The organism is Lacinutrix sp. C3R15, assembly GCF_018860825.1.
In the GTDB taxonomy this organism is placed as follows: Bacteria; Bacteroidota; Bacteroidia; order Flavobacteriales; family Flavobacteriaceae; genus Oceanihabitans.
This window is the reverse complement of record NZ_JAHKPZ010000015.1, coordinates 119,722-135,384: the sequence shown is the minus strand read 5'-3', so window position 1 is coordinate 135,384 and position 15,663 is coordinate 119,722. Positions and strand designations below refer to the sequence as shown.

Below are 15,663 nucleotides of genomic sequence, written 5' to 3'. Positions count from 1 at the left end.
GATTTAAACTTTTACCGAATTATTTGAAGAAACAGTTACTGTTTTTTCATTAACAACAATATCTAAATCGTTGTGCCCTTCTAACTCAAAAGTAGTTTCTGTTTGCGAAACATTTACCTTTAAAATTTGGTCTCTAAAATTCACTTTAAACGAATATGCTTGCCATTCTTTAGGAATACGAGGTTCAAAATGTAGCATATCATTTTTAACACGCATACCTCCAAAACCTTCTACAATACTCATCCAAGTTCCTGCCATAGAAGTAATATGTAAACCTTCTTCTACTTCTTTATTATAGTCGTCTAAATCTAAACGAGAAGTACGCAAGTAAAAGGTATACGCTTGCTCCATTTGATTTAATTTAGCGGCCTGAATACTGTGTACACATGGTGAAAGAGAACTTTCGTGAACTGTAAATGGTTCATAAAAATCAAAATGACGTTTTAATTCCTGAGTAGAAAACTGGTCTTCAAAAAAGTAAAATCCTTGTAAGGTATCTGCTTGTTTTATGTAAGGCGAACGCAAAATACGATCCCAACTCCATTTTTGGTTAATTGGTCTATCTTCTTTTGGTAAATCTGCAACCGTAATTAACTCTTTATCTAAAAAACCATCTTGTTGTAAGTACACTTGATGTTTTTCAGAATAAGGAAAATACATATTATCTGCTACTTTTTTCCAGTGATCTAGCTCTTCGTGTGAAATTTTTGTTTTGCCTGCAATTCGTAAATAATCATCGTGATGCCCTTCGTTTACTTTTTCAATATTTTCTAATGCATAATTAATACACCATTTTGCTAAATAGTTGGTATACCAATTGTTATTGATGTTATTTTCATATTCATTTGGACCAGTAACCCCTAAAATAACATATTTGTTTTTATCTGCTGAAAACGTTGCACGTTGCTGCCAAAATCTTGCTATACCAATAAGGACTTCTAATCCCATTTCTGGAATATAACTATAATCTCCTGTGTAACGATAGTAGTTAAATATAGCAAAAGCGATGGCTCCGTTTCTATGAATTTCTTCAAAAGTAATTTCCCACTCATTATGGCATTCTTCGCCATTCATGGTTACCATTGGGTATAATGCTGCGCCGTTTTTGAAGCCTAATTTCTGAGCATTTTCAATTGCTTTTTCTAAGTGATTATAGCGATATTCTAATAAGCTTCTTGCTACTTTTTGGTCTTTGGTAGCCATATAAAAAGGTATGCAATACGCTTCGGTATCCCAATAGGTACTTCCTCCGTATTTTTCGCCTGTAAAACCTTTTGGTCCAATATTTAAGGTTGAATCTTTTCCTAAATAGGTTTGGTTTAATTGAAAAATATTAAAACGAATACCTTGTTGTGCTTTTACATCACCATCTATGGTAATGTCTGACATTTCCCAGATTTTAGACCAGGCTTCTTTTTGGTTCTCTAAAAGTGCATCAAAACCTAATTGTAAAGCTGTATCTAAAGCTTTTTTAGCTGCAGAAACTAATTGATTTCTATCGTGGTTTCTGTCTACAGTATATCCTGCAAATTTATGAATGCTAGCTGTTTCACCTGACTTTACAGGAACTTTATAAGTAAAAGCAATAGCATTAGACTGTTTATCTACTTCTGGTTTTAACTCTTGTTTTTGGTTATTTATAAAAATTAAAGACTCCATAAAAGTACAGGTATGAAAACTTGTTTTCATGGTTTTAGCTTCAATAAATGCTTGTTCATTTTCTGAAGTCACTTGTAAAGTATCCCAAAACTGATCGTCCCAATTGGTATCTTCATTAGTAATACCAGCATCTAAATATGGTTGAAATTGAATAAGAGCATCACCATTTAAAGGTGTTACTTGGTAATTAATTGCACCAACCTCATCTAAATCTAAACTTAAAAAACGTGTGGTTTTGACCTTAACTTTCACTTTATTTTGAAGTGTTGCAGTAAATGATCTAGACAACCAACCTTCTTTCATATTAAGTTCTCTTCTAAAATTAGAAACCGAAATACAGGTATTTAAATCTAGTTGCTCTTCATTAATTTGTATGTTAATACCAATCCAATTGGGTGCGTTTAATACTTTAGCAAAATACTCTGGATAGCCATTTTTCCACCAACCTACTCTGGTTTTATCTGGATAATATACACCTGCAATATAGCTTCCTTGAAAAGTTGGTCCTGTATATTTCTCTTCAAAATTAGCACGTTGTCCCATGGCACCATTCCCGATACTAAATATACTTTCTGATGACTTCACATTATCTGCGTTAAAGCCTTCTTCAATAATGGACCAATTGTCTGGTTTTATATAATCTAAATTCATTGTAATCTTATATTGTCACTCCTTTTTTTAAAGGAAATATTATTATTTAAAATGAAAGTCACTTGTCAAGCTTTTGCTTAGCTATTACTTTAAAACATGGTTTTATGGTAATATTGTTTATCGTGACATTCTTATCTTATCTATTTATTAATTCTTCAATGAAGCTGTTTTCCATTTCTGTAAAATCTGAAAAAACATAATCTGCTTCTTGTAATACGTCTTTTTCTCCAACACCAATACTTATCATATTAGCTGCATTAGCTGCTTGAATTCCTGCTACAGAATCTTCAAAAACAATACAATCTTCTGGTTTGATTTTTAATAATTTTGCAGCTATTAAAAATACTTCTGGATCTGGTTTTGCTTTACTAACATCATTACCATCTACAATGGCATCAAATTGTTGGTAAAGGTTTACTTTTTTTAATATTTCTCTGGCGTTTTTACTTGCTGAACCCAAGGAAATAGGTTGTTTTTCTTTTATTAAATAGCTTAAAACTTTAGGTACATCTGGAAGTATTTCTGATGCGTCCATTTTTGCTATATAACTTAAATAGTCTTCGTTTTTTTTGGCCATTAGCTGGTTAAATTCCTCTTGTAAAATGGTCTTATTTCCCCAAGCTAAAATCTTTTCTAAAGACTTTACTCTACTTACGCCTTTAAGTTGTTCGTTTTGTGTTTCGGTAAAATCTACACCAATACCATTTGCTAGTTTTTTCCATGCTAAAAAGTGATATTTTGCGGTATCTACAATGACACCATCTAGGTCGAATATGAATCCTTTTTTACTCATTTTAAATGTCTTCGGTTTGATAAGTTATAGCGTTTTTATTTGTGATAAGTAAATTGCAAAGTCCTGCTATTATTAGACTTAATCCTGCAATTGTCATTGCATGTATTGCTTCATCACCTAATAAGCCTGAAACAAAATTAATTCCTCCCAGAGCTGCAATAATTTGAGGAATTACAATAAACATATTAAAGATTCCCATGAACATTCCCATTTTATTTGGGTCTACAGAACTAGATAACATGGCATAAGGCATAGAAAGAATGCTTCCCCAAGCAAAACCTATTAACACAAAACACCATTTTAGGTTTTCTGGTGATGTGTAATTCATTAATAAAAAGCCTAAGCCTCCTACAACCAAAGAAGCCATGTGTACAAACTTTCTGTTTATGCGTCTTTTGGAAGTATAAAAAGTTAATAGAAGGGCAAATGCCATAGAAGATAAGCCGTAGATTCCCATAGCAGAACCAACAGCGTTTGAAGATTCTTGAAATGCTGTATTAGCCACATTAAAAGCTTCTGCTTGTACTGCATTTGTCATATCGTAAGCACTTTCAACAGGAGCTGGCGTATTAAACACATGCTCTGTAAGGGCTGGATTTGCCATACTCCACATAGTAAAAAAAGCAAACCATGAGAAGAATTGAATGACACCTAATTTTTTCATGGTTAGTGGCATGTTACCAATATTGTTTAAAATATCTGGAATGAATTGGTTTTTCTTAGCCTTTTCTTTTTTGAAGGCTTCCATATCTTCTGGAGGATATTCTGTAGTAGTAAACACCGTATATAAAATACTTACTAAAAACACAAAAGCACCAATAGCAAAGGCTATTTTTACAGACATTGGCACAACACCTGATGCTGCTTCATTACTAACTCCTAATTGAGAAACCAACCAAGGCAAGTTACTAGCCACCCAAGTACCAATACCTATAATTAAGGTTTGAATAACAAAACCGTAAGAACGTTGTGACTCTGGCAGTTTATCTGCTACTAAGGCTCTAAATGGTTCCATAGACACATTTATAGATGCGTCAAGTATCCATAAAAATCCTGCGGCAACCCAAAGTGCTGGAGAATGTGGTACAAAAAACAAGGCTAGAGAGCTTAAAATGGCTCCTATTAGAAAATAAGGTCTTCTTCTTCCCCATTTAGCACTCCAAGTTTTATCACTTAAATAGCCAATTATTGGTTGTACCAATAAACCGGTTAAAGGTGCTGCAATCCATAGCAATGGAATGGCATCTTTTTCTGCTCCTAGGGTTTGAAATATTCGAGACATAAAGCCTCCTTGTAGTGCAAATCCGAATTGAATTCCTAAGAAACCGAAACTCATGTTCCAGATTTCCCAAAAACCTAATGCGCGCTTTTTCATTAATAGTATGTTTTAAAATGAATACTATTCTGATAAGCTATTTACTTATCAAAACTTATTGGTGAGAAATGAAAATATAAGTTTTGATTTGGGTGTAAAGATATAAAAGTTTTTAAATATTTAGTGTTATTTTTTTATTTGGTAGATTCTCGCTCTATTAATTCTGTTTCAATAACTACGGTTTCATAAACATCTTCTTCATCTTCTCTCTCTAAATTATTAATCAATAATTCAGCTGCTTTTTCACCTATTTTTTTACCATGCTGACTAACGGTTGTTAAAGCAGGAACAGCGTGTTTAGACAATACACCATCTGTAAAACCAATAACTTGAATATCCTCAGGAATTTTTAAACCAAGTTTTCTAGCTACCTTCATTGCCGTAATTGCATATAACTCATTTACAGCAAAAACACCATCCATATTTTTATTGTTTTTAAATAAATTCTCAATTTCTAATTCTAAAGAATCTAAATGATCTTCAGATAATAATTGGTCATGTACCTTTAAAATTAAACTAGATTTAGGACTAATTTTATGGTCTTCTAAAGCTTCTAAATAGCCTTGAGTTCTTAATTTACCTACACTAACATAATCTTTTGTAGTAACAATTGCTATGTTTTTACAACCACATTGAATTAGTTTATTTACTGCTAGCTTAGCACCATCAGCATCATCTACAATAACTTTATCACATTTTATTTCGTTTACAACTCTATCAAACATTACAATTGGCATGCCTTGATTAATGGTTTCAATGAAATGATGATAATCTTGCTGTTGTTGGGTTTCTTTAGCAATAGACAATATAAAGCCATCAATACTACCATTGGCTAGCATTTCCATATTTATAACTTCTTTAGAAAATGATTCATTTGACAACCCTACAATAACATTGTATCCTCTTTTATTAGCAACGGCTTCAATACCACTAATTACTTTTGAAAAAAAATGATGTACAATTTCTGGTATAATAATACCAATAGTCTGTGTTTTTCTGTTCTTTAAACTAAGAGCAATATTATTAGGCCTGTAATTATAAAGTTTAGCAAAAGCTTGTACTTTTTGACGTGTATCTTCGCTAATTTCAATACTATTTCTTAAAGCTTTTGATACTGTAGAAATTGATACATCTAACTCTCTTGCTATCTGTTTTAAGGTTACTTTTCGTTTCATAAGATTTATTAATTGCGCAATAAAGGTATTATTTAATTACCAAAGTAATAATTTTTACATGTTTTAAATACAAAACCCTCACTTTTAAAAAAGTTTTCAACACGAAAACGTTTGCGTAAATGTTTTCTTTTTTTCAATTTAAAACTTTACATAAAATTTACATAGTTTTAACATCGAGAAGTGAAAATATAACAAATTAAACTAATAATTAATTAAAATATTATATGAAAACAAAAGTAAATAGTTTACTGTTTTTCCTACTGGTTTTCCCTTTGTGTATGATAGCACAAAATACAGTAAAAGGAATAGTAAGTGAACAATCTTCTTCTTTACCACTTCCTAGTGTGAATGTGATTATAAAAAACACATCAACAGGAACTGCTACTGATTTTGATGGAAATTATGAGGTTAAGGTAAATACTGGTGATGTTATTGTATTTTCATACATAGGCTTTTTACCTCAAGAGGTTGTTTATAATGGACAACAAATAATTAATATTAGCCTAGTAGAAGATACTTCAAGCCTTGACGAAGTAGTTGTTATTGGTTATGGTACTGCTAAAAAATCTGACTTAACAGGAACAACAGATTTAGTAACAAGTGATGATTTTAACAAAGGCCCAATAGTATCTGCACAATCCTTAATTAGTGGTAAAGTAGCAGGTGTAAATGTAACTTCTGGAAGTGGAGCTCCTGGTGATGGACAAAATATTACTATTCGTGGCGCAGGATCTTTATCTTTAACTACAGAACCTTTATATGTAATAGACGGAGTTCCTTTAGATAATTCAGGAGTAGGTGGTTCTAGAAACCCTTTAAATTTTATTAACCCTAATGATATTGAAACTTTTGTAGTTTTAAAAGATGCGTCTTCATCTGCAATTTATGGTGCTAGAGCAGCTAATGGTGTTGTTTTAATTACTACCAAAAAAGGAAAAGACAAAGAGTTTAAATATAATTTTAGTGCACAAACAACTGTTTACACTCCTGTAGATGATATTGATGTACTTTCATCTGGACAATTTAGAGATTTAATAAATGAAATTGGTTCTGCATCTGAAATTGCATTATTAGGTAATGCAAACACCAATTGGCAAGATGAAATTTACACAACAGCTTTTGGTCAAGACTATAATTTTAGTGCAATAGGTAGCGCTTTTGGAGTACCAATGAGAGCTTCTTTAGGACATTCTGATCATGATGGTATTTTAGTAGGTGATAATTTACAACGTACAACAGGTTCTATAAGCTTAACCCCTTCTTTATTTGATGACCACTTAAAAGTGCAGTTAAATGCTAGAGCAGTATATACCGAAAACACTTTTGCTAATAGAGATGCTATTGGTAGTGCGGTAAGTTTTGACCCAACACAATCTATATATGATGCAAACTCACAATATGCTGGTTATTTTGCATGGTTAGACAACGGAACAGGAAACCAAAATAGTCTTGCTCCTGTAAACCCAGTTGCTTTATTAGATTTAGTAGACGATACATCTGAGGTTAGACGTTTTGTTGGTAGCGCAAAATTTGATTATAAAATTCATGGCTTTGAAGACTTAACAGCAACGGTTAACTTAGGATATGATACCTCTAATAGCCACGGAAGAAAAATAACTTCTGAGTTTTTACCAATTTCAGACGCAACCTTTAATGGTTCTAGAACAAGCTATATTCAAAACTCATATAACAAACTATTAGATGCTTACTTAACATATAATAAGTCTATTAAAGACGTACATAATATCACAGTAACAGCAGGACATGTATTTCAATCTTTTGAATATGATAACTATTCTTATGATAGTGAGAACGAAGAAGATGGTGTACAATATGAATTCTATGATCCATCTGAAAACGTATTATTATCTTATTTTGGAAGAGCAAATTACGATTATGATGGTAAATATTATGTTACTGCTTCTTTACGTGCAGATGCTTCTTCTAAATTAAACCCAGACGATCAATGGGGCTATTTCCCATCTGCTGCTGTAGCATGGAACATTCATAAAGAAGACTTTATGCAAGATTCGTTCTTAAACGAATTAAAACTTCGTGTTGGTTATGGAGAAATAGGAAACATCAACGGTTTAGGAGATTACCAGTTCTTAACAAGATACCAAGGGAGTACAGATACTGCAAATTACCAATTTGGTAGCAGCTTTTATCAAACCTACAGACCAGAACCTATTAATACAGATTTACGATGGGAAGTTGGTAAAACCTTAAACATAGGTATAGATTATGCGTTTTTAAACAGACGTATTTCGGGTTCTATTAATGCATACAAAAAAGAAACAACAGACCTTATTGCTAGTTCTCTTGTAGATCCATTTACCAACTTTGGAAATCGTATAGATGCTAATATTGGTAATATGGTAAATAAAGGTTTAGAATTTAATTTAAACCTAATACCTGTTAGAACAGAGGATTTTGAGTGGTCTGTTAATTACAATATCTCATTAAATGATAATGAAATTACCAAATTAAATGTAGACCAACCTCAAGGAGGTATATCTACAGGTGTAGGAAACAATGCTCAAGTACACAGAGAAGGTGAAACTGCTAATAGTTTTTATGTATTTGAACAAGTATATGATGAAAATGGAGCTCCTTTAGAAGGTGTATTTGTAGACAGAAATGGAGATGACGTGATTAATGATGAAGATAAATATATTAAAGAAGATCCTTTTGGAGATGTTTTAATGGGGCTTAACACTAATGTAAGCTACAAAAGTTGGGATCTATCTATACAATCTAGAGCTAGCTTAGGTAACTATATGTATAATGATGTTGCTGCTAACAGAGGAATTTTAGCAAACGCAACCAATAACAATATCTTATCTAACATTCACTCCGATTATTACAATACAGGATTTACTACTATAGATGGAGACACGGCTTTAAGTGATCATTTTGTAGAAGAAGCATCCTTCTTTAAATTAGACAATATTACCATTGGCTATACATTAAATAAGATAAAAAACACCACTTTTAGATTATATGGTTCTGTTCAAAACGTTTTAACCATAACAGATTATGACGGCTTAGATCCAGAAATAAACTTAGGTATAGATAATAATTTCTACCCTAGACCTAGATCTTTTGTAATGGGTGTAAACATTGATTTTTAATAAAAAATAGAAATAATGAAAATAGAATTTAAAAACTTAATTATAATCATGACTTTAGCGCTTGGACTAGTATCATGTCATGACGAATTAGACCAGTCACCAACAGATCCGGATAGTTTTACTGAAGAGGATGTGTTTGCAAATGCTACTGAAGCTAAGGGTGCACTAGCCAAGTTGTATGCCAGCTTAGCACTTACAGGACAAGACGGACCTGCTGGAGATGCAGATATATCTGATATTGACGAAGGATTTTCGCAATATTCAAGAATGCTTTTTAACTTAAACGAATTAACTACAGATCACGCAGTTGTTGGTTGGGGAGACGCAGGATTACCAGACTTACATGGTCAATACTGGTCGGGAAGTAATGACTTTACAGAAGCAATGTACTATAGATTAGCACAAGAAGTTTCTTTTTGTAATTCTTTTATTGCTAACGCAAGTGCTTTACCTGAAGACGAAGAAGTTACTAGTTTTATTGCAGAAGCACGTTTTTTAAGAGCATTTGCTTACTATAACCTAATTGATTTATATGGTAATGTGCCTTTAGTTACAGAAGTAACAACAGATTTACCAACACAAGCATCAAGAGCAGAATTATTTGATTTTGTAGAAACAGAATTATTAGAGATTCAAGACTACTTAAAACCTAGTAGATCTAATGAATACGGAAGAGTAGATCAAGTTGCTGCTTGGGCATTATTATCTAAATTATATTTAAATGCAGAGGTTTATACAGGTACACCTCGTTATACAGATTGTGTTACATACTCTAACAACGTAATTAATTCTACTTACGCTATTAATACTAATGATGCTAATGGAAATGGAACAGCATATGATGAATTATTTCTTGCAGATAATGATACTAATGGCGCACAAAACGAATTTATCTTCACATTAAATTTTGATGGATTATTTTCACAAACTTATGGTGGTACAACTTTTTTAGTTCATGCTGCAATAGGTGGATCTATGGATGCAACAGAATTTGGCGTTAATGGTGGCTGGGGAGGCTTAAGAACTACTAAAGCTTTAGTAGAAAAATTCCCAGAAATAAGCCTTGACGATTTAAATGCAGATTTAGGAACACAATCAGATTGGGGAATCGTTGGAGATGGAACACCTAATGGTTGGGAAGGTCCTGATACAGAAATGTATGAAACAGGTACAAACCAATTTACTTTGTATACTACACTTACCGATGGTTTCTTAAAATTTAGATTTAATGAAGATTGGGGTAATAACTATGGAGATAACGGAGCAGATGGTTCACTAGAAGTTGGTGGAGAAAATATTCCTGTTACCGCTGGAACCTACCAAATCACTCTTGATTTAGACGCTCTTACTTATTCTATTACACCTTTTACACCTACAAGTGATCAACGTGCTATGTTCTACACAGATGGTCAAAACCTAGAAATAGAAGACATTTCTGAATTTACAGATGGTTATGCCGTTACTAAATTTAAAAACATTGACAGCTTTGGTAACCAAGGTAGTGATGCTGCTGGAGATTTTGTAGATACCGATTTTCCTTTAATACGTTTAGCAGAAATATATTTTAACTATGCTGAAGCTGCTCTTAGAGGTGGTGGTGGTGATTTAAATTTGGCTGCAAACAAAATAAATGAATTAATAGAAAGAGCTACTGGCAGTACAAATGCAAACATATCTAGTAGCGATTTAACTTTAGATTTCATTATAGATGAAAGATCTAAGGAATTATATTGGGAAGGGCAAAGACGTACAGACTTAATACGTTACAATTATTTTACAACAGATACTTATGTGTGGCCTTTTAAAGGAAATGACCCTGTAGGAACTTCTGTTTCTGCCTTCAGAAATTTATTTCCTTTACCTACAAGTATTATAACAGTTAACCCTAACCTTTCTCAAAACGAAGGGTATTAATAACTATTAAAATGAAAAATATACTATACAAATCAATCCTTTTCTTATGCGTTACAAGCTTATTTATAAGTTGTGATGATACAGAAACTGTTGTACTAAACAGTACTAGTATTCCTGAAGTAACACTTTCAGAAAGTACTGTTGTTTTAAACGAAACCAATGCAGATTTAGATGCACTTACTGTAACTTGGTCAGAACCAGATTATGGTTTTGATGCAGCACCAGATGCATATAAAGTATTAATTGATACCATAGATGGAGATTTCTCAAGTGCAGAAAGCGTTACTGCTGCTATGCCTTTTGAAAAAACATTTACGGTACAAGAGTTGAACACGCCTTTAATTGGTCTAGAGCTTGCGCCTAATGAAGAATCTCAAGTACAAATTAAAGTAGAGATTGTTTTAAGTCCTTTTAAAAGTATTTATTCCGAAGCAGTGACACTAAATGTAACCCCTTACCCTGCGCTTTCAGACTTAAGTTCTCCTTGGGGAATTGTAGGAAGTGCTACCCCTAATGCTTGGGATGGACCAGATGTTCCTTTATATAAAACAGATGTAGAAGGTGTTTTTTCGGGATATGTATATCTATTAGATGGCTTAATAAAATTTAGAGAAAACAATGATTGGACTGTAAACTATGGTGATGATGGTGCAAATAACACATTAGAAGGCGGCGGAGCAGATATTCCTGTAACTGCTGGAACCTATTATGCAACGCTAAACTTAAACACACTAGAGTACACCTTAGAAACTACAACCGATGATATCTGGGGACTAGTTGGTGACGCTACACCTAATGGTTGGGATGGAACAGACTGGCCAATGTATCCTGCAGGTAATGACATCTATGTTTCCTATGTAACCTTAATTGATGGTGGTCAATTAAAATTTAGATTAAACAATGATTGGGCAAATAATTATGGGGATTCAGGAGCTGATGGTACTTTAGATAATGGTGGTGATAATATTATCATTACGAATACAAGTACTGGAAATTATAAAATTACTATGGACTTGTTTAATCAAACTTATATTTTAGAAGAATTAAATTAACTCCACCTATATAGTTGCCTTAATTATATGAATTCTAAAGCCTATTTAAGTTCTGTACCTAAATAGGCTTTTTTAACCAACTATACGTTATACCTATATTTTTTCACAACTTTAAAATTCAAAAAAATGAAAAAACTATTACTTTTAACCTTGCTCTTAAGTGTATTTAGCAGCTATGCTCAATTATCTTGGCAAGGAGGCACAACACCCGAAGACACAGATTCTGCAACACTACTTTTTGATAAAACAGGAACAGGTTTAGATACTTATACAGGTACTATATATGCACATACTGGTGTCACCATAGATGACAGTACAGATTGGCAAAACGTTATTGGTAGTTGGGGAGACAACGCCTCTCAACCAGCTTTAACTCTTGTATCTGGAAACATATACAAACTAGATTTAACTACTACCATTAGAAACTTTTATAGCTATAGTGATTCTGGCACTATAACTGCTATTAATATTGTTTTAAGAAGTGATGATGGTACACAACAAACCACAGATTTATCAATCGAAGTAGGTTCTTTTCAAGTGACTATGATAAATCCTAGTGATAGTAATAGTACTATTGTTGTAAATTCTGGTGCTAATACACAAATATTAGCTCAAAATACAAATGGAAACGCCGACTATGAACTAAAAGCAAACGGAACAACCATTAATACTTCAACTACTTCTTTCTATAATTATTTCATTTCAAATATTACAGAAAACCTGAATTGCGAATTAATAGTAACGCAAGGAAGTGCTACAGTTAGTAAGTACTTTAGCATTTTAGTAAATAATACACAAAACCAAGCAATACCTAGCGGATTAGAAAACGGAATAAACTACACAAGCAACACTACTGCAACACTGGTTTTAGAAGCACCTAACAAAGATTTTGTTTATGTAGCTGGTAGTTTTAATGACTGGAATCCAGATGCTAGTTATGCCATGAAAAAAGATACAGCTTCCGATAAGTTTTGGCTAGAATTAACAGGTTTAACTCCTAATGAAATAGAAACATATCAATATTGGGTTGTAGATCAATCTCCTATAACGAACTCTCCTACAATGGTAAAAACTGCAGACCCTTTTTCTACCTTAGTTTTATCTCCTTTTGATGATCCTTGGATTTCAGAGACAACTTACCCTAACTTACCAGCATACCCAGCAGGTCAAGAATTTGAAGTAACAGTTTTACAAACAGGTCAAGATGAATACAACTGGCTAGTAACAGATTTTGAAAAACCTAAAAAAGAAGATTTAGTAATTTATGAAGTTTTAATTAGAGATTTTGATGCAGATAGAAACTTTCAGGATTTAATTGATAAAATAGATTATTTTAAAAACCTAAATGTAAATGCAATTCAATTAATGCCTGTAATGGAATTTGAAGGCAATGAAAGTTGGGGATATAACACCTCTTTTCATTTAGCTTTAGATAAATTTTATGGCACTGAAGAAAAATTTAAAGAGTTTATAGATTTATGTCACCAAAACGGAATTGCTGTAATTTTAGACGTTGCATTAAACCATGCTTTTGGTAGAAACCCTATGAACAGAATGTGGATGGATGATGCAGATGGAGATGGTTGGGGAGAACCAAGTACAGAAAACCCATATTTTAACACAACAGCTATGCATAGTTATAGTGTAGGTTCAGATTTTAATCACCAATCTACCTATACGCAATATTACACAGAGCGTGTAATAAAACATTGGATAGAAGAGTTTAAAATTGATGGCTTACGTTGGGATTTAACCAAAGGATTTACGCAAAATGCAGAAGGTAGTGAAACAAACACCAATGCGTACCAAGCAGACCGTGTTGCCATACTAAAAGAATATGCAGATTATTCTTGGTCACTAGATGAAACCCATTATGTTATTTTTGAACATTTAGGATTTGGCGGAAGCGCACAAGAAGAAACAGAATGGGCAAATTACCGCCTTAATGAATCTGTAGCTAAAGGTATCATGCTTTGGGGAAAATTAACAGAACCATATAACCAATTAACAATGGGTTATAATTCTGATAATAACATTGATGCTATGGGACATGTTAATAGAGGTTTTGATGCTCCTAGATTAGTTGGTTATGCAGAAAGTCATGATGAAGAACGTTTAATGTACAAAAACCTACAATATGGTAATGCATCTAACAGCGCACATAATGTTACAGATTTAAATACTGCTTTATCTAGAATGTCTGCTTTAGGCGCTGTAAGTTTAACTATTCCTGGCCCTAAAATGATTTGGCATTTTGGTGAATTGGGTATGGAAAATTCCATTTTCACCTGTAACAACGGAACCGTAAATGATACCAGTGGCACAGATGGTGATTGTAAATTAGATACTAAACCACAACCGCAATGGGTAGAAAACTGGGAATCTGATGCTATTAGAAGTCAAATTTATAGCGATTGGTCAAGAATTAATGAATTAAAAATAAACGAACCGGTTTTTGAAGGTGATTACACCATTACTTCAGGAAATTTAACACCTCGTATCGATATTTATGATACCTCTATACCTACAACGGCATTAAGAAATGTTATAGTATTAGCAAACTTTGATGTGGTTTCTCAAACTATTAACACGAGCTTTCCTTCTGGTATTACAAACACTTGGTATGATTTAATGGACGAAACAGGAAACACTACAATTAGTAATGCAACAACAACTATTACTATTCCTGCAGGACAGTTTAGAATTTTTGGAAACCAAAGCTCTACATTAAGTACAGATGCTTTTGAATATGAATCTACCTTATCATTATACCCTAATCCTACAAGTAGTTCTTTTCAATTAAATAAAGACATAACAAGTCTAAAAATATTTGATGTATCAGGAAAACTAGTACAAGAGTATTATGGTTCGTATTCAAAAAATACCAGCTTTGATGTTTCTTCATTAGCTCAAGGTTTATATATAGTAAAAATTGAATCCAATACTGCTTCAGTATCTAAAAGACTTATTCTTAACTAAAAACATAAAATCATGAAAAAAATATACACTTTATTATTTTTATGTACAACACTGTACTTAAATGCACAAACAACAGTTAATTACTCACAAAGACAAGAAAACTATCAAATAGTTGCCAATGGTGCTGGAGTCTATGATGATGGCACAGAAAACCTTGGTATGTGGGCTAACTATGACGCTAAAGAAGTGGTAGGTTTTAGAAACTTTACAGAAACTGGATTACCAGGAGGAACTGCTTCAACTATGGCTATTGGTGATAGTTTTACCATTACACTAAGCGCTACTAGAGCTTATGGCCAAATAGGTGTTGCGCTTTTATCTAGCCCTACTTCTACTGCAACATGGTTAGACAGACACAATAACTATGCAGTACAAGTAAACATGAATGGTAATGGCGGTAGCTATGACCCTATTGAAGTGGTTTCAAATGCAGGAACTGTAAACGTTTCTACCATTAGCGGATCTACAACGTATGCAGATTTTAAATTTACATTTACCTTACAAACTGCAACAACAATGTTGGTATCTATTAATGATGGTGCTGATTCATTTGCTATAACTTTAAACAATACAAACATAACAGGGTATTCTATATATCTTGCAGATGATTGGAATGGTAGTGCAAACGCAAATATTTACTGGAAACCAACATCAGAATATGTGTATGCTACTACACTAAGTGCTTCAGAGTTTTCACAAGAGCAATTGGTTTCTCTAGCTCCAAACCCAACAAATAATTCCTTTAAAATAAATAAAGAAATTTCTAATCTTAAAATATTTGATATTACAGGAAAACTTGTAAAAACGTTTTCGGGTGATTATACACAAAACACAAATTTTTCAGTTTCAGATTTATCTAAAGGTATATATCTAGTAAAAATAAAAAATATGTCAGGACAAATAAGCACCACTAAACTAGTTAAAATTTAAT

General features: G+C 32.8%; 9 protein-coding genes. 5 read left to right on the top strand and 4 right to left on the bottom strand.

Features of this window, described 5'->3' with window-relative positions; genetic code table 11:
• Positions 1 to 3: 3 nt before the first annotated feature.
• The 4 genes from KO494_RS06125 to KO494_RS06110 all read right to left on the bottom strand — a co-directional run bounded on the left by KO494_RS06125 (position 4) and on the right by KO494_RS06110 (position 5,653).
• Entirely contained in the window at positions 4 to 2,310 is a 2,307-nt protein-coding gene (locus KO494_RS06125) for a glycoside hydrolase family 65 protein (protein WP_215966720.1), read from the bottom strand.
• 136 nt (positions 2,311 to 2,446) lie between these two features.
• Positions 2,447 to 3,103 (bottom strand): beta-phosphoglucomutase, encoded by a 657-nt coding sequence (gene pgmB / locus KO494_RS06120; protein ID WP_215966719.1) that lies wholly within the window; start codon positions 3,101 to 3,103, stop codon positions 2,447 to 2,449.
• A 1-nt stretch (position 3,104) separates the two neighbouring features.
• Entirely contained in the window at positions 3,105 to 4,478 is a 1,374-nt protein-coding gene (locus tag KO494_RS06115) for an MFS transporter (RefSeq protein WP_215966718.1), read from the bottom strand.
• Positions 4,479 to 4,612: 134 nt separating this feature from the next.
• On the bottom strand, positions 4,613 to 5,653 hold the full coding sequence (locus tag KO494_RS06110; RefSeq protein WP_215966717.1) for a LacI family DNA-binding transcriptional regulator: 1,041 nt from the start codon (positions 5,651 to 5,653) through the stop codon (positions 4,613 to 4,615).
• A 278-nt stretch (positions 5,654 to 5,931) separates the two neighbouring features.
• On the opposite strand from KO494_RS06110, the gene KO494_RS06105 reads away from it, so the two are divergent.
• The 5 genes from KO494_RS06105 to KO494_RS06085 all read left to right on the top strand — a co-directional run bounded on the left by KO494_RS06105 (position 5,932) and on the right by KO494_RS06085 (position 15,662).
• Positions 5,932 to 8,787: a TonB-dependent receptor gene (locus KO494_RS06105; RefSeq protein WP_252730335.1), complete on the top strand. Its 2,856-nt coding sequence runs from the start codon at positions 5,932 to 5,934 to the stop codon at positions 8,785 to 8,787.
• Positions 8,788 to 8,802: 15 nt separating this feature from the next.
• On the top strand, positions 8,803 to 10,701 hold the full coding sequence (locus tag KO494_RS06100) for a RagB/SusD family nutrient uptake outer membrane protein (RefSeq protein ID WP_215966715.1): 1,899 nt from the start codon (positions 8,803 to 8,805) through the stop codon (positions 10,699 to 10,701).
• An 11-nt stretch (positions 10,702 to 10,712) separates the two neighbouring features.
• The gene (locus tag KO494_RS06095) at positions 10,713 to 11,753 is read left to right on the top strand and encodes a SusE domain-containing protein (RefSeq protein WP_215966714.1); all 1,041 of its coding nucleotides are present in this window, start codon (positions 10,713 to 10,715) and stop codon (positions 11,751 to 11,753) included.
• A gap of 126 nt (positions 11,754 to 11,879) precedes the next feature.
• Positions 11,880 to 14,732, top strand: a complete 2,853-nt coding sequence (locus KO494_RS06090) for an alpha-amylase family glycosyl hydrolase (RefSeq protein ID WP_215966713.1) — start codon at positions 11,880 to 11,882, stop codon at positions 14,730 to 14,732.
• Between the two features lie 12 nt (positions 14,733 to 14,744).
• Positions 14,745 to 15,662 (top strand): T9SS type A sorting domain-containing protein, encoded by a 918-nt coding sequence (locus tag KO494_RS06085; protein ID WP_215966712.1) that lies wholly within the window; start codon positions 14,745 to 14,747, stop codon positions 15,660 to 15,662.
• Position 15,663: the final 1 nt, after the last annotated feature.